Origin of the sequence: Nocardia barduliensis (assembly GCF_013315795.1) — a bacterium.
Taxonomy (GTDB): Bacteria; Actinomycetota; Actinomycetes; order Mycobacteriales; family Mycobacteriaceae; genus Nocardia; species Nocardia barduliensis.
This window is the reverse complement of record NZ_JABLTE010000022.1, coordinates 20,355-37,820: the sequence shown is the minus strand read 5'-3', so window position 1 is coordinate 37,820 and position 17,466 is coordinate 20,355. Positions and strand designations below refer to the sequence as shown.

Genomic DNA, 17,466 nt, shown 5'->3' with positions numbered 1-17,466 from the left:
TGGAATAGTTGTGGCAGCACGCACAGGACCAAGGCGAAAGCGGGGATGTTGGTGACTTCGACGGACGGTGTGAGCGGAGCGAACTCGGCGAAGGATGCGCCGGGCTCGACGCCCAGCACCCTCGAGCGTGACGTCCAGACCCTGGAGAAGGCGATCTACGAGGTCAAGCGGGTGATCGTGGGCCAGGACCGCCTGGTCGAACGACTGCTCGTCGGCGTTCTCGCGCGCGGTCACGTCCTGCTCGAAGGCGTCCCCGGCATCGCGAAGACCCTCGCCGTGGAGACCTTCGCCAAGGTGGTCGGCGGCTCGTTCGCCCGCGTCCAGTTCACGCCCGACCTGGTGCCCACCGACCTCATCGGTACTCGCATCTACCGGCAGGGCCGCGAGCAGTTCGACACCGAGCTCGGCCCGGTCGTCGCGAACTTCGTGCTCGCCGACGAGATCAACCGCGCGCCCGCCAAGGTGCAGTCGGCGCTGCTCGAGGTGATGGCCGAGCGGCACGTGTCGATCGGCGGCAAGACCTACCCGATGCCCGACCCGTTCCTGGTCATGGCGACACAGAACCCGATCGAGAGCGAGGGCGTGTACCCGCTGCCCGAAGCGCAGCGCGACCGCTTCCTGTTCAAGGTCGTCGTCGACTACCCCTCCGTGGAGGAGGAGCGCGAGATCATCTACCGGATGGGCGTCACCCCGCCGGAGGCCGGTCGGATCCTGGAGCCGGAGGACCTGATCCGCCTGCAGAAGGTCGCGGCGAACACCTTCGTGCACCACGCCCTGGTCGACTACGTGGTCCGGGTGATCGCGGCGACCCGCAAGCCGGCCGATTTCGGCATGCAGGACGTGGCCAGCTGGATCTCCTACGGCGCGTCCCCACGCGCCAGCCTGGGCATCATCGCCGCGGCCCGTGCGGTCGCGCTGATCCGCGGCCGCGATTACGTGGTGCCGCAGGACGTGGTGGAAGTGATTCCGGACGTGCTGCGCCATCGCCTGGTGCTGTCCTACGACGCGCTCGCCGACGAGATCAGCCCGGAAGACGTGATCAAGCGCGTGCTGCAGACGGTCGGCCTGCCGCAGGTCGCCCCGCAGGCCGTCGCGCCGGGCGCGCCCGCCCCGGCCCAGGGCGCCCCGCAGCAGCAGCAGCAGATTCCGCAGCCGCCGTCGCCGCAGCAGGCGGTGCCCCAGCCGCCCAACGGGCAGCAGTCCCAGCCCGCGGGCACCATCCCGCCGAAGTGACCTCGGCATCGGATCCGGTCGCGCCAGTGCCGATGTCGTCGTCCCACGCACCGCCGTCCTTCCACGCAGGGGAGCTGACCGACCCCAGGCTCACGGTCGCGCTCAGGACCCTCGAACTCACCGTGCGCCGCAGGCTCGACGGCGTGCTGCACGGTGACCATCTCGGTCTCATTCCCGGACCCGGCTCCGAGCCGGGTGAGGCGCGCGCCTACCAGCCGGGTGACGACGTCCGCCAAATGGATTGGTCGGTCACCGCCCGCACCACCCATCCGCACGTACGGCAGATGATCGCCGATCGGGAGCTGGAGACCTGGATGGTGGTCGATCTGTCGGCCAGCCTCGACTTCGGCACCGCCGCCTGCCAGAAGCGTGATCTCGCCATCGCCGCCGCGGCCGCCATCACCCATCTGACCAGCGGGGGCGGCAACCGGATCGGCGCGGTCGTCGCCACCGGCGAACGGTTGACCCGGATCCCCGCGCGCGGCGGGCGGATCCACGCCCAGTCGCTGCTGCGCAGCATCGCGACCACCCCGCACGCGCGCGACGGCGTGCGCGGCGACCTGCGCGGCGGCATCGAATCGCTGCGCCGCCCGCAGCGCAAACGCGGTCTCGCGGTGGTCATCAGCGACTTCCTGGGCGACATCGACTGGCAGCGCTCGTTGCGCGCGATCTCGGCCAGGCACGATCTGCTCGCGGTCGAGGTGCTCGATCCGCGCGACCTGTCGCTGCCCGACATCGGCGATGTCGTGCTGCACGATCCGGAGACCGGGCGCACCCGCGAGTTCAGCGTGACCCCTACGTTGCGCGCCGATTTCGCGGCCGCCGCGCAGCGGCACCGGGAGCAGGTCGAACAGGCTCTGCGCAGCTGCGGTGCCCCGGTGCTGACCCTGCGAACCGATCGGGACTGGATCGCCGACGTGGTCCGGTTCGTGTCCACCCGGCGCCACAGCTTCGGCGCCCCGACCGGGCGGGTGCCACGTCAGTGAGTATTTCGCATTTCACCGCACAGATCTGGCTGGGATTCCTCGCCGTCATCGCGCTGATCGCGCTCGGCTATGTCCTGGTGCAGCGCAATCGGCGCAAGCACATGTTGAAGTTCACCAACATGGAGCTGCTGGAGAAGGTCGCTCCCTCGCGGCCGAGCCCGTTCCGGCACGTGGCCGTCGCGCTGCTGCTGGTCGGTTTGGTGTTCCTCACCGTCGCCGCCGCGGGACCCACCGCGGTCAAGAAGGTGCCGCGCAATCGCGCGACCGTCATGCTCGTGATGGACGTTTCGCTGTCGATGGAGGCGACCGACGTCGCCCCGAGCCGCATCCAGGTCGCCAAGCAGGCGGGCAAGGACTTCGTCGACGGGCTGCCCGAAGGCGTGAACATCGGCTTCGTCACCTTCGCGGGCACCGCGTCGGTGATGGTCTCGCCCACGACCAACCACGAAGGCGTCAAGGCGGCCATCGACAACGCCAAGCTCGCCGAGCGAACGGCGACCGGCGAAGGCATCCTCACCGCACTGCAGGCGATCGAGACGCTCGCCACGGTGCTCGGTGGAGCCCAGGAACCCCCGCCCGCCCGGATCGTTCTGATGTCGGACGGAAAACAGACCGTCCCGGACTTCAAGGACGTCGACAATCCCAGGCACGAGTTCGTCGCCGCCCGCCTCGCGAAGACCAAGAACGTCCCGATCTCGACCATTTCGTTCGGCACCCGCTGGGGCGTGGTCGAGATTCCCCGGGAGGACGGCAGCAAGGACCAGGTGCGCGTCGAGGTCGACGACGATGCCATGCGCGAGATAGCACGACTGTCCAGCGGCGAGTTCTACACCGCGTCGTCACTGCAGGAGCTGACCAAGGTGTACGACACCTTGGAGGAACAGATCGGGTACGAGCTGACCAGAGGCGATGCCAGTCGCCCTTGGATGTTGCTCGGACTGGTGGTCGTCGCAGCGGGAGTGGTCATCGGTTTGCTGTACCGCCAGCGTCTGCCTTAGCGCGAACGGCGAAGGCACGCAGGCGATCACGACGTGTCGCAGCCACAGCCGTGCTAACGTGCCCCTGACGGGCGGCAAGGGAGTGTCGCCCCACTGGGGAGGAATCATGCGAATTTCTGCAATTGTCTCCGCGATCGCCTTCGCCGCGCTTGCGCTGGTCGTGGCGCCGCCGGAGGCGTCGGCGGCGAGTTGCCCGGCGGACAGTCTGTGCCAGTATTCCGGGGCGGGCTATTCCGGAACGGCCAAGATCGTCACGCTCAACACAAAGAACTTCCGGAACTACTGCGGCCCCGCGGGAGATCCGAGTACCAGATCGGTGATCAACAATACGAAGGTCGAACTGCTGTTCACAGCGGCCCACAACTGTGACGGCGGTCGGCCGTATCTCTATGTCGGCCCCGGAAAGCAGGTTGCCGACCTTGGTTTCGACGCGCTGTCCGTGACGTGGTGCCCCGACTGCTGAGCTGGTCCCGTACCGGGGCGCCCGCCGAGGGCCGGTGCCGCGTGGCGCAATCCTCGGTCGGCGTAGGAGGGCTTGGATTCGCGCTGTCGTTGTGGCGTTTCACCAACGTATCGGCGCTCGGATGGCGGTCGGACAAACGTGGCGGCCCGGTCGTGGCCTACCGATCCGACCAGGTAGGTTGAACCCCATGTCGAACCTCACATCTCGCTCGGTCCTGGTGACCGGCGGTAACCGCGGCATCGGACTCGCGGTCGCGCAGCGTCTGCTTGCCGACGGTCACAAGGTGGCCGTCACGCATCGTGGATCGGGGGTGCCGGACGGCCTGTTCGGTGTGAAATGCGATGTGACCGACAGCGAGTCGGTGGACGGCGCGTTCGCCGAGGTGGAGGCGCACCAGGGCCCGGTCGAGGTGCTCGTGGCCAACGCGGGCATCACCGACGACACGCTGCTCATGCGGATGAGCGAGGACCAGTTCACCCGGGTCATCGACGCGAACCTGACCGGAGCGTTCCGCGTCGCCAAGCGCGCCAACCGCGCCATGCTGCGCGCCCGCTGGGGCCGGATCATCTTCCTCGGTTCGGTGGTCGGTCTGGCGGGTGTGCCGGGCCAGGTGAACTACGCCGCGTCCAAGGCGGGCGTCATCGGTATGGCGCGCTCGATCACCCGCGAACTCGGTTCGCGGTCCATCACGGCGAACGTGGTCGCGCCGGGCTTCATCGAGACCGACATGACCAATGCGATGGAGGACAAGTACAAGGAGATGGCGTTGCAGGCCATCCCGCTCCAGCGCTACGGCAAGCCCGAGGACGTGGCCGCGGTCATCAGCTTCCTCGCCTCCGAAGACGCGGGCTACATCACCGGTGCGGTGATCCCCGTCGACGGCGGCATGGGCATGGGCCACTGACCACACCGAACGCGTAGCGCGGCTGGTCACGGCCACCCGCGGTCAACTCCCACATTCGAATTTCAGGAGAACCGAGAACTCATGGGCGGACTGCTCGAAGGCAAGACCATCCTGGTCACGGGCATCATCACCGATTCGTCGATCGCGTTCCACGCGGCGGCCGTCGCGCAGGAGCAGGGCGCGAAGGTGATCATCACCGGCATTCCGGAGCGGCTGCGGCTGATCGACCGGATCGCCAAGCGCCTGCCCCAGGAGGTCCCGCCGGCCATCGGGCTCGATGTCACCAGCGAAGAGGATCTCGCCGGCCTGGCCGACAAGCTGCGGGAACTGGCTCCGCAGGGGATCGACGGAGTGCTGCACTCGATCGCGTTCGCACCCCGCACCCTGATGGGTCCGGAGGCTCGTCCGTTCCTGGACGGTCCTGGCCCGGACGCCGCCAAGGCGTTCGAGATCTCGGCGTGGAGCTACGCTTCGCTGTCGCGGGCGGTGCTGCCGGTGATGAACGAGGGCGGCTCGATCGTCGGCATGGACTTCGATCCGCGCACCGCGATGCCGTACTACAACTGGATGGGCGTGGCGAAGGCGGCCCTGGAGTCGGTGAACCGGTACGTCGCCCGTGAGGTGGGCACGGCCAAGAAGATCCGCTCCAACCTGATCGCCGCCGGTCCGATCAAGACGCTGGCCGCCAAGGCGATCGCGGGCACCGCGACCGACGACGCGGCCAAGCTCAACCAGCTCAACACCTACTGGGACGGCGCCTCGCCGATCGGCTGGGATGTCGACGACCCCACGGTGGTGGCGAAGTCGATCGTGGCGCTGCTGTCGGACTGGCTGCCGGGCACCACCGGCTCGATCATCTACGTGGATGGCGGAGCCAGCCACAACACCTGGTTCCCGGAGGACATGGCGATCAACTGAGCGGACTCGAGGGGAGACACCGTGCACCGCACCGCCGACGCGCTGCTGCTGCTGTCCTTCGGCGGTCCGGAGCGTCCCGAAGACGTGATGCCGTTCCTGGAGAACGTCACCCGGGGCAGGGGAGTGCCGCGCGAACGACTCGAAGCGGTCGCCGAGCACTACCTGCACTTCGGCGGTGTCTCGCCGATCAACGCCCTCAATCGCGACATCATCGCCGCGGTCGAGGCGGAATCGGCCGCCGCGGGCCTCGAGTTGCCGGTCTATTTCGGTAACCGGAACTGGCATCCCATGGTGGAGGACACCGTCGCGCGGATGGCCGCCGACGGTGTCGGCTCCGCCTTGGTGTTCCCGACCTCGGCATGGGGCGGCTACTCCGGCTGCCTGCAGTATCACGAGGACATCGCCAGGGCGCGCGCGGCCTGCGGTGCGGGCGCGCCGCGCCTGCTCAAGCTGCGCCAGTATTTCGACCACCCGCTGTTGATCGAGGCGTTCGCCGACGCCATCCGCGCGGCGCGCGATCGGCTCGCGGCCGAGCGGCGCGGCGCGGCGCGCCTGGTGTTCACCGCGCACTCGATTCCGGTGTCGGCCGACGCCGCTGCCGGCCCGCCCGCCGACGGTGGGCGGCTCTACAGCCGGCAGGTCGCGGACGCGGCCCGATTGTGCGCCGCGGCAACGGGTTTCACCGACTTCGACGTCGTCTGGCAGTCTCGTTCCGGTCCGCCGCAGGTGCCGTGGCTGGAACCGGATATCGTCGACCATCTGGACGATCTCGCCGCCAAGGGAGTCGAGGCCGTGATCGTTTGTCCGGTCGGTTTTGTCTCCGATCATCTCGAAGTCATCTGGGATCTGGACAACGAGGCCGCGCAGCGGGCCGCCGAACTGGGTATGGGCTTCGCCCGGGCCGCGACGCCGGGAACCGACCCGCGCTTCGCGAAGCTGGTTGTCGAACTGGTCTCCGAGCAACTTCGTGGCGTCGAACCGCGCAGGCTCGGCGAGGTCGCAGGCTACGGCTGCACGCCCGACGGCGCACCGTGTGCCGTCGGCTGTTGCGCGGTGCCGCGTCGTCCCACTGCTGGGAACTGACCCGCCTCAGGCGATAGCATCCCCTGCGACCGATCGCCGAATCCGACTTTCTGGGGGGTAACTCTCGATGACCTATACCGACGTCCTGACCAATGCCGCGCTGCTCGATCCGCAGACCTGGTCCGATACCCAAGTGTGGACCGTGGCGCTCGACGCCACCGAGGCCAGGCGCCGCAGCCGCAGCAGCGGCCGGGGCGGTTTCTCGATCGGCGGTCTGCTGCTGTGCATCGGGGTCGTCGTCGTGGTCATCGGACTCGTGGTCTGGCTGCGCAAGCGGGGTAATTCGAACCAGCCGCAGCAGCAGTATCCGCAGCAGCAGTTCCCGCAGGGGCAGCCGTATCCGCAGCAGCAGTTCCAGCAGCCCTATCCTCCGCAGCAGGTCGCCGGGCAACCGCAATATCCGGCGCCTCCGCAGTACCAGCAGCCCTACCAGCAGCAGCCTGCGCAGCAGTACCAGCAGTACCCCCAGCAGCAGCCGTATCCGCCGCAGCAGGGGTATCAGCCGCCCCAGCAGTGATCGCCGCGCCGGAGGCTCAGAACTCGACGCCGGTGAGGCGGGTGTAGACACTGGGGAAGCCGGGGCGGGTGGTGCCCTTGCTCCAGGAGGCGAGACCGGCGAGCCTACCGTCGACGAGAAGCGGTCCGCCACTGTCGTATCGGGCGGCGTCGGCGGCCGGGCTGCCCGCGCAGAGCATGGTGGACGGATCGAAGGCGGAACCGTAAGCGGCGGCGCACACCTCGTCGGTGACCAGAGGGACGCTCGCCGCGTGCAGGCGGGTATTGCCTTCGTCGGTCTCCGAGGTCGCGCCCCAGCCGAGGATGGTTCCGGCGCCCGACCCCGGCGCCGCGATGCCGACGGTCGGACCCGGCTGTGGCCGATCGAGGGTCAGGATCGCCACATCGTTCTGATGGACGGCCGCGGTGTCCGGACCGTTCGACCGGAACCCGGGGTGCATGCGAATATCCCTGACCTGCACCGTGTTTCCGTCGTGCCCGCGCAGGTCGTCGCGGCCGAAGGTGACGGTGAGCGTCTGCGCCAGCGGCCGTGTCAGGGCCACGCAGTGCGCCGCGGTGATCACCTGGTCCGGCGCGATGAGCGCGCCGCCGCAGAATTGGCCGGAGGCGCGGTTGAGCAACAGCGGTGTGCCGACGGCGGCCAGCCATGGATACTCCGCTGTCGACGCCTCGGCGCCGCCGACGATCGCCGAGGCGGGGGCCTGCCAACCGAGAGCGATGAACAGGGCGAGGGCGACTGTGCGGCCACGACGGAGAATGCGCATGTCACACCACCCGAGGCTCCGGTCAGCGGCTTCCGCGCGCCGAGGCGTGCACGGCGACCAGGCGAGCGGCACGGATCGCGTCCCACAGCGGGCGCAGCAGCGATTCCTGCGCTCCGATCGCGCTGGCGGAGGTGGGCGCCGAAGCGGGCTCCCGCTGCGCCACCGTCAGGATGGCGGCCACGTGATCGGCGGTATCGAGAATGCGCCTGGCGCGCAACGGAATCGACTCGGGATAGTCGTGTCGCGAGTAGTCGGCGAGCTCGGCTTCGATGAGTTCGCGCGGATCGGAGTCGGCCGTGCCGAGCGAGGTGGTGTGCAGTTTCATCAGCGCGTCGGCGGCGTCGCGGACCGCTTCACGCATCGCGTATTCGGCCTCGCCGAGCGACATGTCGGGGCCGGGCGCCGCGGGGATGGGCGTGCTGTAGACGGTCCACTGCAGGGTGTCGTCGTCGGCCCACTGCGGGATGAGGCCGGTGCCGTCGGTGCCTGGCACGCCGATCAGGATGCCCTCTTCGGCCTCGAGCGCGTCGGCGGCGAACGCCGTGCCCGTGGGGACTCCGCGGACGTCGCCGGGGACGGGGAGCACCAACCGCAGCTGCGAACCGGGCTGGGCCATCGTTTCGCGAATCACCTTCAGCAGCGCCATCACTCCGCTTCCCGGCAGATTGCCGTGCGCGGACCACGGCAGGTCGGTGCGACCGCCGGTGACCGGGTCACCCGCCGCGATCGTGTGCTTCGGCGCCCACGCGTGCAAGGCGGCCAAAACGTCGTCGGGCGCACTGCGGCCGGCCAGCCAGGAGCTCGCCCACACCGTCAGCGTCGCGCTTGGAGAGCACATAATTATCGAGCATAAAGGGTGGGCGCTACCGGTGGGCATCCATGCGCAAGGGCATTGGTGAGCAGCGCGGAAACCGCGGGCGCCGGGCTCCCGGCGAGCACCGGGTCCGCGCGGACACCGTCCGGCATCGGACGGCCGGGACCGATTCGAAACCTCTGGTGGGCGCGGCCGGACCTGGTCCGTCGACAGCCCCGCGCATGCCCGGAGGGCAGGCGGAGGTACGCCTAGTCCGGTTCGGTGACGAAATCGATCAGGCGCTCGACCGCACCGATCAGCGGGGCCTCCAGATCGCGGAAGGAGGTCACCGCGCCGTACACCCGGCGCCAGCCGTCCTGCGGGGTACCCCAGCGCAGGCGTGCGCAGACGCCGGTCTTCCAGTCCTCGCCGCGCGGCACCTGCGGCCACTGCGCGATGCCGACCGTCGCCGGGCGCACTGCCTGCCACACGTCGACGAAGGGGTGCCCGGTCACCAGGACGTACGGCCCGAGCCCGGTGGTCAGCTGAGTCTCCTTCGACCCGGTCACCAGATGGTCGACCAGCACGCCGACCCGTCTGCCCGGCCCCGGCTCGAAGTCGGCCAGGCGCGCGGCCAGGTTGTCCAAGCCTTCGAGCTGCTCCACCACCACGCCCTCGACCCGCAGATCATGGCCCCACACCCGCTCGACCAAGGCGGCGTCGTGCACGCCCTCCACCCAGATCCGGCTGCCGCGGGCGACCCGGGCGCGCAGTCCCTCGACCTTGGTGGAGCCGGAGGCGGAGCGGTGCGGCGGCTTCGGCGGCGCGGCGGTCGGCCGCACCAGCGTCACCGGTGCGCCGTCGATGAGGAACGCGGCCTCGCGCAGCGCGAACAGGCGCACCGTGCCGCGCGCGTCCTCCAATTTCACGAACTCGCCGTCGTAGCTGCGATCGAATCCGACCACCGCGCCGCAGAATCCGGTGGCGGCGTCCTCGACGACCAGATCGCGTTCCGCGGTGACCGTCGGCACCGTCCGTTTCTTCGATCGTTCATGTCCGGAGAAGATGTCGCCATACCTGTCACGCCCGCTCACCTGCCTGAAGCTAGCACCGCCGCTGCGGCTTTCGGCGGACCAGGGTCACCGCGCGTCCGCGATCGGAATTCATCCGGAGTACTCGCGAAGGTCGCGCCCGAGATCATCATCGGAGCACTACAGTGGTCGTGTGGCCGCAATTTTTTGGCTGGTCGCGGGCATTCTGCTCGCGGCGGCGGAGATGCTCACCGGCGACTTCACCCTGCTGATGCTGGGTGTCGCCGCACTGGGCACGGCGGGTGTCAGCGCGGCGGCGGGTACGTCGCTGGTGGTGGACGCCATCGTCTTCGCGGTGATGTCGGCGGTGCTGTTCCTCGGTGTGCGCCCGATCATCCGGCGACGCTTGGGAACTGCGCCGCCCACGCCGACGAACGTGGACGCCTTGCCAGGCAAGACCGCTCTGGTGCTCGAGCAGGTCGCGGAGCACTCCGGCCAGGTGAAGCTGGGCGGGGAGGTGTGGACCGCGCGGCCGATGGACACGAGCGAAGTGTACGAACCGGGTACGACCGTGTATGTCATGAAGATCGACGGCGCGACCGCCGTCGTCTGGAAGGGGCCTTGATGGCTGTACTGATCGTTGCCGCCGTCCTCATCTTGCTGGTCGTGGTGGTGGTCTTCAAGTCGATCGCGCTGGTGCCGCAGGCCGAGGCCGCGGTGATCGAGCGGCTGGGCCGGTATTCGCGGACCGTGTCCGGCCAGCTCACGTTCCTCGTGCCGTTCGCCGACCGGGTCCGTGCCAAGGTGGACCTGCGCGAGCGCGTGGTGTCGTTCCCGCCGCAGCCGGTGATCACCGAGGACAATCTGACCCTGCACATCGACACCGTGGTGTATTTCCAGGTCACCAGCCCGCAGGCGGCCGTGTACGAGATCAGCAACTACATCGCCGCCGTCGAGCAGCTCACCGTCACCACGCTGCGCAACGTGGTCGGCGGCATGACGCTCGAGCAGACCCTCACCTCCCGTGACGCGATCAACGGCCAGCTGCGCGGTGTGCTGGACGAGGCGACCGGGCGCTGGGGTCTGCGCGTCGCGCGGGTCGAGCTGAAGAGCATCGATCCGCCGCCGTCGATCCAGGAGTCGATGGAAAAGCAGATGAAGGCCGACCGCGAGAAGCGCGCCATGATCCTCACCGCGGAGGGCCAGCGCGAATCGGCGATCAAGACGGCCGAGGGCTCGAAACAGGCGCAGATCCTGTCCGCCGAGGGCGCCAAACAGTCGGCGATCCTGGCCGCCGAAGGCGAACGGCAGAGCCGGATCCTGCGGGCGCAGGGTGAGCGCGCCGCCGCCTACTTGCAGGCGCAAGGTCAGGCCAAGGCGATCGAGAAGGTCTTCGCCGCCATCAAATCCGGCAAGCCGACGCCGGAACTGCTTGCCTACCAGTACATGCAGACGCTGCCCATGGTGGCGCGCGGCGACGCCAACAAGGTGTGGCTGGTGCCCAGTGATTTCGGCAAAGCGCTGGAAGGGTTCGCCAAGAGCTTCGGCAGCCAGGGCGAGGACGGCGTGTTCCGGTACGAACCGCCCGCCTCCGACGGCGCGGAAGCCAAGCCGGAGGACGACTCCGACGTGGCGGACTGGTTCGACACCGCGCCCGACCCGACCATCGAGCGGGCCGTGCGTGCCGCCGAGGCGACGGCGCGGACTCCGGTCGAGGGGTTGATACCGACCCCGCCGCCGCCTCCGCAGGATTTCGAGCCTTCGCCGCACCAGCCGGTGATCCCTCCGCAGGAGGCTTTCCCGGCGCAGCAGCCGCCACAGCAGCAGCAGCCGCAGCAGCAACCACCGGCCCAGCGACCGGACGACCCGCACGGCCGTCCCTGGCAGCCGCCGGAGAACTTCTCGAAGTGACAGACCCGCCCCGGACTCCGCCCGAGTCCGGGGCGGCTTTCGTCGGAGCGGGGGTACGGCTCAGCCGGGCAGTCCGGCGGCGCGGATCGCCGGGAGGACGACGTCGGCGACGCCACGCATGCCCTGCGGGGTGAGGTGGTAGGGGATGAGCGTCTCGGTAGCGATGACCGGGTCGATCCAGCGGATGCCGACGGGGGCGCACGCGTCGTGGCCTTCCGACGCCGCTCGGGTGTCGACGTAGACGACGCCCTGCGCCGTGGCGACGCGGGACACCACAGTGTTGAGGCGGTCGAAGGCGGCTTGGATGCGCGCGGCGTCGGACGGACGAAGACCGACCAGCTCGGGGCAGCCGCCGTCGCGCACGTAGAGCGGCCAGCCGTCGACCACGATCCGCGCCGCGGGCGCCCGCACCGAGATCTGTTGCAACGCGGTGGCATACGACGCGGCGATGGCGTCGATGGCGGCATCCCAGTCCGGACCGGCGCACCCGCCGACCCCGAAGAGGCCGGAGACGTGGCAGCCGACGACGTGCTCGGCCATCAAGGCGTCGTTGGCGCCGATGTGCACCGTGACCAGTCTGGTGCGCGGGCCGAGCGCGTCGAACTGGGGTGGGATGCCCGGCCCCTGCGCGGCGGTGAGGTCCGGGATGCGCGCCGAATTGCAGGTGCGGTCGTCGAGCCGCAGGCCGAGGTCCCTGGCGATCAGCTTCGGCGTGTTGGCGGTGGAGCGCAGGCACCGCGGTGGGGCCGAGGCGTCGAAATTCCGCACGCCGGTGGTGGCCGCGCCGGAATCGCCGAGCGCGGCGTATTCCGCCCCGCCGTCCGTCGGCGCGGCGTACGCCGGTGCGGCGGGGCCCACGGCGATCAGGCAAGCGGCGGCGGCGATGATCCGCGCGAGATTCGTCATGTCGGGTCCTGTCCGTCCGTCTAGGGGCGCGATCGCGGGACATGTCCGTCTCTGTGTGCCGCACGCTACCCGGGAAGCCGGTCCCACGGGCGGGATCGGTGGCAGACTTCCAGGTATGACGACACCTGGATGGGCCGACGTAGACCGCTACCTCGTGGAAACGCTGGTGACGGATTCGGCTTCCGAGGCCGCGCTGGAGGCGAACAAAGCGGCGGGCCTGCCGCCGATCGACGTGTCGGCACCGCAAGGGAAGTTCCTGCATCTGCTGGCGAGGACGGTCGGAGCGCGGCGGGTGCTGGAGATCGGCACGCTCGGCGGGTACAGCACGATCTGGCTGGCCCGTGCGGTCGGCGACAAAGGACGTGTGGTGACGCTCGAGTTCGCCGCCCAGCATGCCGAGGTGGCGCGGGCGAACCTGGAGCGGGCGGGCGTCGGCGACCGGGTGGAGATCCGGGTGGGCGCCGCGCTGGACAGCCTGCCCGTGCTCGCCGAGGAGGATCCCGACCCGTTCGACCTGGTGTTCATCGACGCGGACAAGGTCAACAACTCGAACTACGTGCTGTGGGCGCTGCGGCTGACCCGGCCGGGCTCGGTGATCATCGTCGACAACGTGGTCCGCGGCGGTGCGATCGCCGAAGAGCATTCCGAGGACCCGAACGCCCAGGCCAGTCGCGAGCTGGTCGAGTTGCTCACCGCCGAACCGAGCCTGGACGCCACCGTGGTGCAGACCGTCGGCAGCAAGGGCTGGGACGGCTTCGCCTATGCCGTGGTGAACGGCGACGAGATCGAGTGAACCGGTTCGGCTAGGGCTCCAGCACCACTTTGCCGGTCGTCGCGCGGGTCTCCAGCGCGCGGTGCGCGGCGGCCGCGTCGGCGAGCGGGAAGCGATGGACCGCCGGGCGCAGTCGGCCCGCGGCCGCCTCGGCCATGGCGCGGTCCTCGAGGACGCGCAGATCGCCGCCTGCGCGCGCCAGCAACGGCGGGCCGATCACCTGCTCGGAGGTGATGCCGCGTGCGGCGAGTTCGCCGGCCGAGAGCCGCACCGGCCCTTCCTCGTCCGACTTGCCGGACCAGCCGTAGACCAGATGCTGGCCGCCCGGTGCGAGTAGCTCGATGCCGCTGCGGGCGACCGCGCCACCCACGGAATCGAACAGCACGTCGGCCCCGCGGTCGCCGATGTGCGCGCGAACCTGGTCGGGCCAGTCCGGCAGCAGATAGTCCACCGCCAGGTGGGCGCCGTTGCGCCGCACCTGATCCACTTTCGCGGGGCCACCGGCCAACCCGATCACCGTGGCGCCGGCGGTCTTCGCGTATTGCACCAGCAGGGTGCCGATGCCGCCCGCCGCGGCCGTCACCAGGACGACGCTGCCGGGCCGCAACTCGGTGAACTGGAGGATGCCCAAGGTCGTGCGTCCGGTGCCGATCATCGCCACCGCTTGCGCCGCGTCCAGATTCGGCGGGATCTCGTGCAGCCGGGTGGCGTCGGTCACGGCCAGTTCGGCGTAACCGCCGGGCACACCGCCGAGATGGGCCACCACGCGCGCGCCGAGCAGGCTCTCCGCCACGTCGGCGCCGATGCGGTCCACGGTGCCCGCGACTTCGCGGCCGGGGACGGTCGGCAGCTGCGGCAGCGGAAACGGCCCGGCCGCGCCCCTGCGCAGCGCGGTGTCGATCAGATGCACACCGGCCGCCGCCACCGCGATGCGGACCTGGCCGTGGCCGGGCACCGGATCGGGAACTGGCTCGTAGCGCAGGTTCTCGGCCGGGCCGAAGGCATGGAGGCGAATGGCGTGCACGGTGGCTCCTCGTCGTGGGCGGTCGTGGGCCAGCCTGCAACATCAAGTCAGGTCGAGGTCAACCGATCGCGCCGCACGGCACGCGCCGCGAAGCCGTCGCACAGCGCCTCGAGCCCGTCGTAGAGCAATTCCTCCTGAGTGAGATCCCGCACCCCACTGCCCGCGAGATCGGCCAGCGCGGGCGGGACCGGTCCCGCTGCCGTGCCGTTCAGCAGTGTCCGCAGCGCGTTGTCACCGCCGGGGTCCATGCCCTTGCGCGCCATCAGCTGGGCACTGATCTCCGGCAGCGTGGCGCCGGAGATGTAGTTCCAGACGGTGAAGGACATGCTGGTCGCCTCCCTGGTGGACACGCCGAGTTCCAGGAAGCCGTCCACCAGCCACGCCAGGCAGGCCAGACTCTGCGGCCCGAAGCTGTAGCGGGGGGTGGCGAAGGTGAGCAGCACCCACGGATGCTGCCGGTACAGCGCCCAGTCGATCTCGGCGGCGATGCGAACCCGCTCGCGCCAGGTCCACCGCTGTCCCTCGGGCGAGGGGTACGGATTGCGCCTGGCCACGTCGTCGGTCATCAGCGCGAGCAGTTCGTCCTTGTTCGCGACGTGGCGATACAGCGACATCGCGCCGACGCCGAGCCGTTCGGCGATGCGCCGCATGGACAGCGCGTCCAAACCCTCGGCGTCGGCGAGTTCGATCGCGGCGTCGACGATGGCGGCGCGGTGCAGCTTGATCTCGGTCATCCCATGTCCTGCTTTCCGTCCCTCGACCCGGCTGCGTACACTGTACCCGGACCCATGCGTACGACGTACGCGCCAGGGAGAGGACATGCGGAGATGACAGACGTGCAGCCGGTGCGGACCGCGCCGTCCCCGACGGGCTCGCGCCGCGCCTGGCTGGGCCTCTCGGTCCTGCTGTTGCCGGTCCTGCTGGTATCGATGGACATCTCCGTGCGTTCCTCGCACTCCCGACGCTGACGCTCGACCTGGACCCGTCGGCGGACGAGCAGCTGTGGATTCTGGACATCTACGGCTTCCTCATCGCGGGCCTGCTGATCACCATGGGCAATCTGGGCGACCGGATCGGACGGCGCAACATCCTGCTGGTGGGCGCGGCGGTCTTCGGCATCGCGTCGGTGCTCGCCGCGTTCGCGCCCAGCGCGGGGGTGCTGATCGCGGCGCGTGCGCTGATGGGCGTCGGCGGCGCGACCCTGCTGCCGTCCAGCCTGGCGCTGATCTCGAGCCTCTTTCCCGACGCACGCGAGCGCGCCGCCGCGATCGGCGTCTGGACGGCGTTCTTCGCCGGTGGGTCGGCCGTCGGGCCGATCATCGGGGGGATGCTGCTGCACCACTTCTGGTGGGGCTCGGTGTTCCTGATCAATATCCCGGTGCTGCTGGTCCTGCTCGCGTTCGGCCCGTTCGTTCTGCCGGAACACCGGGCGGGCGTGCGGGGACCGCTGGACCTGCCGAGCGTCGCCCTGTCGATCGGCGGCATCCTGCCGGTGGTCTACGGCATCAAGCACGCCGCGACCGAGGGCATCGATGGGCAGGCGATCGTCATCGCGCTGATCGGCGCGGTAACCCTGGCCGTGTTCGTCCGCAGGCAGCGGCACCTCGACGAACCCCTGCTCGACCTGCGATTGTTCGCCCGGCCCCAATTCTCGGTGGCGATCGGCGCCAGTCTGGCCGGGATGATGTCGCTGGCCGGTCTGAGCTATCTGACGAGCATCTACCTGCAGTCGGTGACCGGGCGCACGCCATTGGCGGCCGCGCTGCTCGGCATCCCCATGGCGATCGCGGTATTCGTCTGCTCGATGGGCGGCGCGCGGGTGGGGCATCGCTTCGGCGCCCGCGCGACGTTCGTGTTCGCCTTGCTCGCCTCCGCGGCGGGCAATCTGATGCTGCTCGGCGTCGGCGCGCACGGCGGACTCTGGTGGTATCTGGCCGGGTCCACGATCGCGGGCGTCGGCTACGGGTTGGCGTTCACCCTGGTGTCCGAGGTCGCGGTGTCCTCGGTGCCGCCGGAGCGGGCCGGGTCGGCGGTGGGCATCTCCGAGACCAGCTTCGAACTGGGCAACGCGCTGGGCCTGGCGCTGCTCGGTTCGCTGGCGGCGCTGATCTTCCGGTCCGGCGGCGACTACGCGGCGACGCTCGGCGAGACCATCCAGCGCTTCGGCGGCGACGCGGCGCTGGTCGAGGCGGCGCGCGGATCCTTCGTCGACGGCATGCACGTCGCGGTGGCCGTCGGGGCGACGGCGCTCGCCGCGATGGCGCTGATCGCGCGCTTGGCCTCGCCCGGCCCGCGCTGAGCCACGCGAGGCGAGGGTCACCGGCCGAACACGGCCGCTACGATCTCGGCCGCCCAGCGGTTCATCGGCCGGACGATCGTGCGGTGCACCCAGCGGACCGGGCGCGCCACCAGCGCGTTCCAGACGACCACGAAGGCGGCGAACACCGGACGTAGCACAGAGCGGTACAGCGCCCGGCACGGCGCCACGACGAGCACGCCCACGATGACGGTGGCAACCCGCCATCCGTACCGCGCGCTCGCGCGCACCGCACGCCACAGCGGACGCAGCGCCCAGCGCCACAGCTGCGCCAGCGGCCAGACGATCAGCCACTCGGCGGCGCGGCGGCACACCCAGGCGGTCGCGTACCCGATCGGGGACACGACCCAGCGCAGCAACCAGGCTCCGACCGGACGAATCAGCTTGCGCCACAGAAAGACCTCCACCGCGCGCCGCAGCGGTCGCAACAGGTACTCCAGCAGCAGGGACAGCAGCGGCGTGAGCACCAAGCCCCACAGCAGATGCCCCACCACCCAGCCCCAGAGAAAATCCTTCACGAAAATCCACGCGGGCCGCAGCACCCAGTGCCAGATCAGCTCCGCCGCCGGGACCAACAGGCGCCGCGCGACGAACTCCAGGATCGCTCCGGTGACGCGGCCGAGCAGGAGGATTCCCTCCCACAGCAGCCGAAGCGGAACGAGCACCACGATCGCGATACCGCGCGCGATCCACTGTGCGACCGAGACCTGCGTGTCCGGCGTCGACATGGCGTCCCCCTCGGCCCGGTGCACTGGCTATGCCCCGGTGTAAAAGTCTGTGTATTACCCACATTCGAACACGCGGCCGCTGTCGGCGCGTGAGTAGAACTGCTCGAGTCACCACGGGT

18 protein-coding genes and 1 pseudogene are annotated in these 17,466 nt (G+C 69.8%); 12 read left to right on the top strand and 7 right to left on the bottom strand.

Annotated elements, in window-relative coordinates; translation table 11 throughout:
• Positions 1 to 45 precede the first annotated feature (45 nt).
• The 8 genes from HOV91_RS12235 (at position 46) to HOV91_RS12200 (ending at position 7,102) form a co-directional block, all read left to right on the top strand.
• Positions 46 to 1,233 carry an AAA family ATPase gene (locus HOV91_RS12235; RefSeq protein WP_174185487.1) on the top strand — a complete coding sequence of 396 codons (1,188 nt, stop codon included), beginning with the start codon at positions 46 to 48 and terminating at the stop codon, positions 1,231 to 1,233.
• Positions 1,234 to 1,265: 32 nt separating this feature from the next.
• Positions 1,266 to 2,219, top strand: coding sequence for a DUF58 domain-containing protein (locus HOV91_RS12230; RefSeq protein ID WP_174185531.1), 954 nt, complete (start codon positions 1,266 to 1,268; stop codon positions 2,217 to 2,219).
• Positions 2,216 to 3,217 (top strand): VWA domain-containing protein, encoded by a 1,002-nt coding sequence (locus tag HOV91_RS12225; RefSeq protein WP_174185486.1) that lies wholly within the window; start codon positions 2,216 to 2,218, stop codon positions 3,215 to 3,217. The genes HOV91_RS12230 and HOV91_RS12225 overlap by 4 nt, the downstream gene beginning before the upstream one ends.
• A 58-nt stretch (positions 3,218 to 3,275) precedes the next feature.
• Positions 3,276 to 3,680 (top strand): peptidase inhibitor family I36 protein, encoded by a 405-nt coding sequence (locus HOV91_RS12220; protein WP_174185485.1) that lies wholly within the window; start codon positions 3,276 to 3,278, stop codon positions 3,678 to 3,680.
• Positions 3,681 to 3,867: 187 nt separating this feature from the next.
• Positions 3,868 to 4,584: a 3-oxoacyl-ACP reductase FabG1 gene (fabG1, locus tag HOV91_RS12215; RefSeq protein ID WP_174185484.1), complete on the top strand. Its 717-nt coding sequence runs from the start codon at positions 3,868 to 3,870 to the stop codon at positions 4,582 to 4,584.
• Between the two features lie 81 nt (positions 4,585 to 4,665).
• Complete coding sequence (gene inhA / locus HOV91_RS12210) at positions 4,666 to 5,502, top strand: NADH-dependent enoyl-ACP reductase InhA (RefSeq protein ID WP_174185483.1); 837 nt, start codon at positions 4,666 to 4,668, stop codon at positions 5,500 to 5,502.
• A 21-nt stretch (positions 5,503 to 5,523) separates the two neighbouring features.
• Positions 5,524 to 6,585 carry a ferrochelatase gene (locus HOV91_RS12205; RefSeq protein WP_174185482.1) on the top strand — a complete coding sequence of 354 codons (1,062 nt, stop codon included), beginning with the start codon at positions 5,524 to 5,526 and terminating at the stop codon, positions 6,583 to 6,585.
• A 67-nt stretch (positions 6,586 to 6,652) separates the two neighbouring features.
• Entirely contained in the window at positions 6,653 to 7,102 is a 450-nt protein-coding gene (locus tag HOV91_RS12200) for a hypothetical protein (protein ID WP_174185481.1), read from the top strand.
• Between the two features lie 16 nt (positions 7,103 to 7,118).
• Here the strand turns inward: HOV91_RS12200 and HOV91_RS12195 are convergent, their stop codons facing one another.
• From HOV91_RS12195 to HOV91_RS12185, 3 genes are all read right to left on the bottom strand, one after another.
• Positions 7,119 to 7,865, bottom strand: coding sequence for a S1 family peptidase (locus HOV91_RS12195; protein WP_174185480.1), 747 nt, complete (start codon positions 7,863 to 7,865; stop codon positions 7,119 to 7,121).
• Between the two features lie 22 nt (positions 7,866 to 7,887).
• Complete coding sequence (locus HOV91_RS12190) at positions 7,888 to 8,703, bottom strand: Rv1486c family protein (RefSeq protein ID WP_174185479.1); 816 nt, start codon at positions 8,701 to 8,703, stop codon at positions 7,888 to 7,890.
• A 224-nt stretch (positions 8,704 to 8,927) separates the two neighbouring features.
• Complete coding sequence (locus tag HOV91_RS12185) at positions 8,928 to 9,752, bottom strand: DUF3097 domain-containing protein (RefSeq protein ID WP_174185478.1); 825 nt, start codon at positions 9,750 to 9,752, stop codon at positions 8,928 to 8,930.
• A gap of 130 nt (positions 9,753 to 9,882) precedes the next feature.
• On the opposite strand from HOV91_RS12185, the gene HOV91_RS12180 reads away from it, so the two are divergent.
• Together HOV91_RS12180 and HOV91_RS12175 are read left to right on the top strand one after the other, a co-directional pair.
• Positions 9,883 to 10,314: an NfeD family protein gene (locus HOV91_RS12180; RefSeq protein ID WP_174185477.1), complete on the top strand. Its 432-nt coding sequence runs from the start codon at positions 9,883 to 9,885 to the stop codon at positions 10,312 to 10,314.
• Positions 10,314 to 11,600, top strand: a complete 1,287-nt coding sequence (locus tag HOV91_RS12175; protein ID WP_174185476.1) for an SPFH domain-containing protein — start codon at positions 10,314 to 10,316, stop codon at positions 11,598 to 11,600. The genes HOV91_RS12180 and HOV91_RS12175 overlap by 1 nt, the downstream gene beginning before the upstream one ends.
• 60 nt (positions 11,601 to 11,660) lie before the next feature.
• Here HOV91_RS12175 and HOV91_RS12170 read toward each other — a convergent pair whose 3' ends face one another.
• Positions 11,661 to 12,506: an SGNH/GDSL hydrolase family protein gene (locus HOV91_RS12170; RefSeq protein ID WP_174185475.1), complete on the bottom strand. Its 846-nt coding sequence runs from the start codon at positions 12,504 to 12,506 to the stop codon at positions 11,661 to 11,663.
• A gap of 115 nt (positions 12,507 to 12,621) precedes the next feature.
• Between HOV91_RS12170 and HOV91_RS12165 the strand changes: the two genes are divergently transcribed.
• Positions 12,622 to 13,299, top strand: coding sequence for an O-methyltransferase (locus HOV91_RS12165; protein ID WP_174185474.1), 678 nt, complete (start codon positions 12,622 to 12,624; stop codon positions 13,297 to 13,299).
• Between the two features lie 10 nt (positions 13,300 to 13,309).
• Here the strand turns inward: HOV91_RS12165 and HOV91_RS12160 are convergent, their stop codons facing one another.
• Positions 13,310 to 14,302, bottom strand: coding sequence for a zinc-binding dehydrogenase (locus HOV91_RS12160; RefSeq protein ID WP_174185473.1), 993 nt, complete (start codon positions 14,300 to 14,302; stop codon positions 13,310 to 13,312).
• 47 nt (positions 14,303 to 14,349) lie between these two features.
• Complete coding sequence (locus tag HOV91_RS12155; protein WP_174185472.1) at positions 14,350 to 15,036, bottom strand: TetR/AcrR family transcriptional regulator; 687 nt, start codon at positions 15,034 to 15,036, stop codon at positions 14,350 to 14,352.
• 93 nt (positions 15,037 to 15,129) lie between these two features.
• Here HOV91_RS12155 and HOV91_RS12150 point away from each other — a divergent pair.
• Positions 15,130 to 16,601: pseudogene (locus tag HOV91_RS12150) on the top strand (MFS transporter).
• Positions 16,602 to 16,618: 17 nt separating this feature from the next.
• Here the strand turns inward: HOV91_RS12150 and HOV91_RS12145 are convergent.
• Positions 16,619 to 17,347 (bottom strand): hypothetical protein, encoded by a 729-nt coding sequence (locus tag HOV91_RS12145; RefSeq protein WP_174185471.1) that lies wholly within the window; start codon positions 17,345 to 17,347, stop codon positions 16,619 to 16,621.
• Between the last annotated feature and the right edge of the window lie 119 nt (positions 17,348 to 17,466).

What these genes read in the sequence shown, in the direction of transcription:
- HOV91_RS12235 (WP_174185487.1), top strand. Translation starts at nt 46, where the DNA reads ATGTTGGTGACTTCGACGGACGGTGTGAGCGGAGCGAACTCGGCGAAG.
- HOV91_RS12230 (WP_174185531.1), top strand. Translation starts at nt 1,266, where the DNA reads ATGTCGTCGTCCCACGCACCGCCGTCCTTCCACGCAGGGGAGCTGACC.
- fabG1 (WP_174185484.1), top strand. Translation starts at nt 3,868, where the DNA reads ATGTCGAACCTCACATCTCGCTCGGTCCTGGTGACCGGCGGTAACCGC.
- inhA (WP_174185483.1), top strand. Translation starts at nt 4,666, where the DNA reads ATGGGCGGACTGCTCGAAGGCAAGACCATCCTGGTCACGGGCATCATC.
- HOV91_RS12200 (WP_174185481.1), top strand. Translation starts at nt 6,653, where the DNA reads ATGACCTATACCGACGTCCTGACCAATGCCGCGCTGCTCGATCCGCAG.
- HOV91_RS12195 (WP_174185480.1), bottom strand. Translation starts at nt 7,865, where the DNA reads ATGCGCATTCTCCGTCGTGGCCGCACAGTCGCCCTCGCCCTGTTCATC.
- HOV91_RS12190 (WP_174185479.1), bottom strand. Translation starts at nt 8,703, where the DNA reads ATGTGCTCTCCAAGCGCGACGCTGACGGTGTGGGCGAGCTCCTGGCTG.
- HOV91_RS12175 (WP_174185476.1), top strand. Translation starts at nt 10,314, where the DNA reads ATGGCTGTACTGATCGTTGCCGCCGTCCTCATCTTGCTGGTCGTGGTG.
- HOV91_RS12170 (WP_174185475.1), bottom strand. Translation starts at nt 12,506, where the DNA reads ATGACGAATCTCGCGCGGATCATCGCCGCCGCCGCTTGCCTGATCGCC.
- HOV91_RS12165 (WP_174185474.1), top strand. Translation starts at nt 12,622, where the DNA reads ATGACGACACCTGGATGGGCCGACGTAGACCGCTACCTCGTGGAAACG.
- HOV91_RS12155 (WP_174185472.1), bottom strand. Translation starts at nt 15,036, where the DNA reads ATGACCGAGATCAAGCTGCACCGCGCCGCCATCGTCGACGCCGCGATC.
- HOV91_RS12145 (WP_174185471.1), bottom strand. Translation starts at nt 17,347, where the DNA reads ATGTCGACGCCGGACACGCAGGTCTCGGTCGCACAGTGGATCGCGCGC.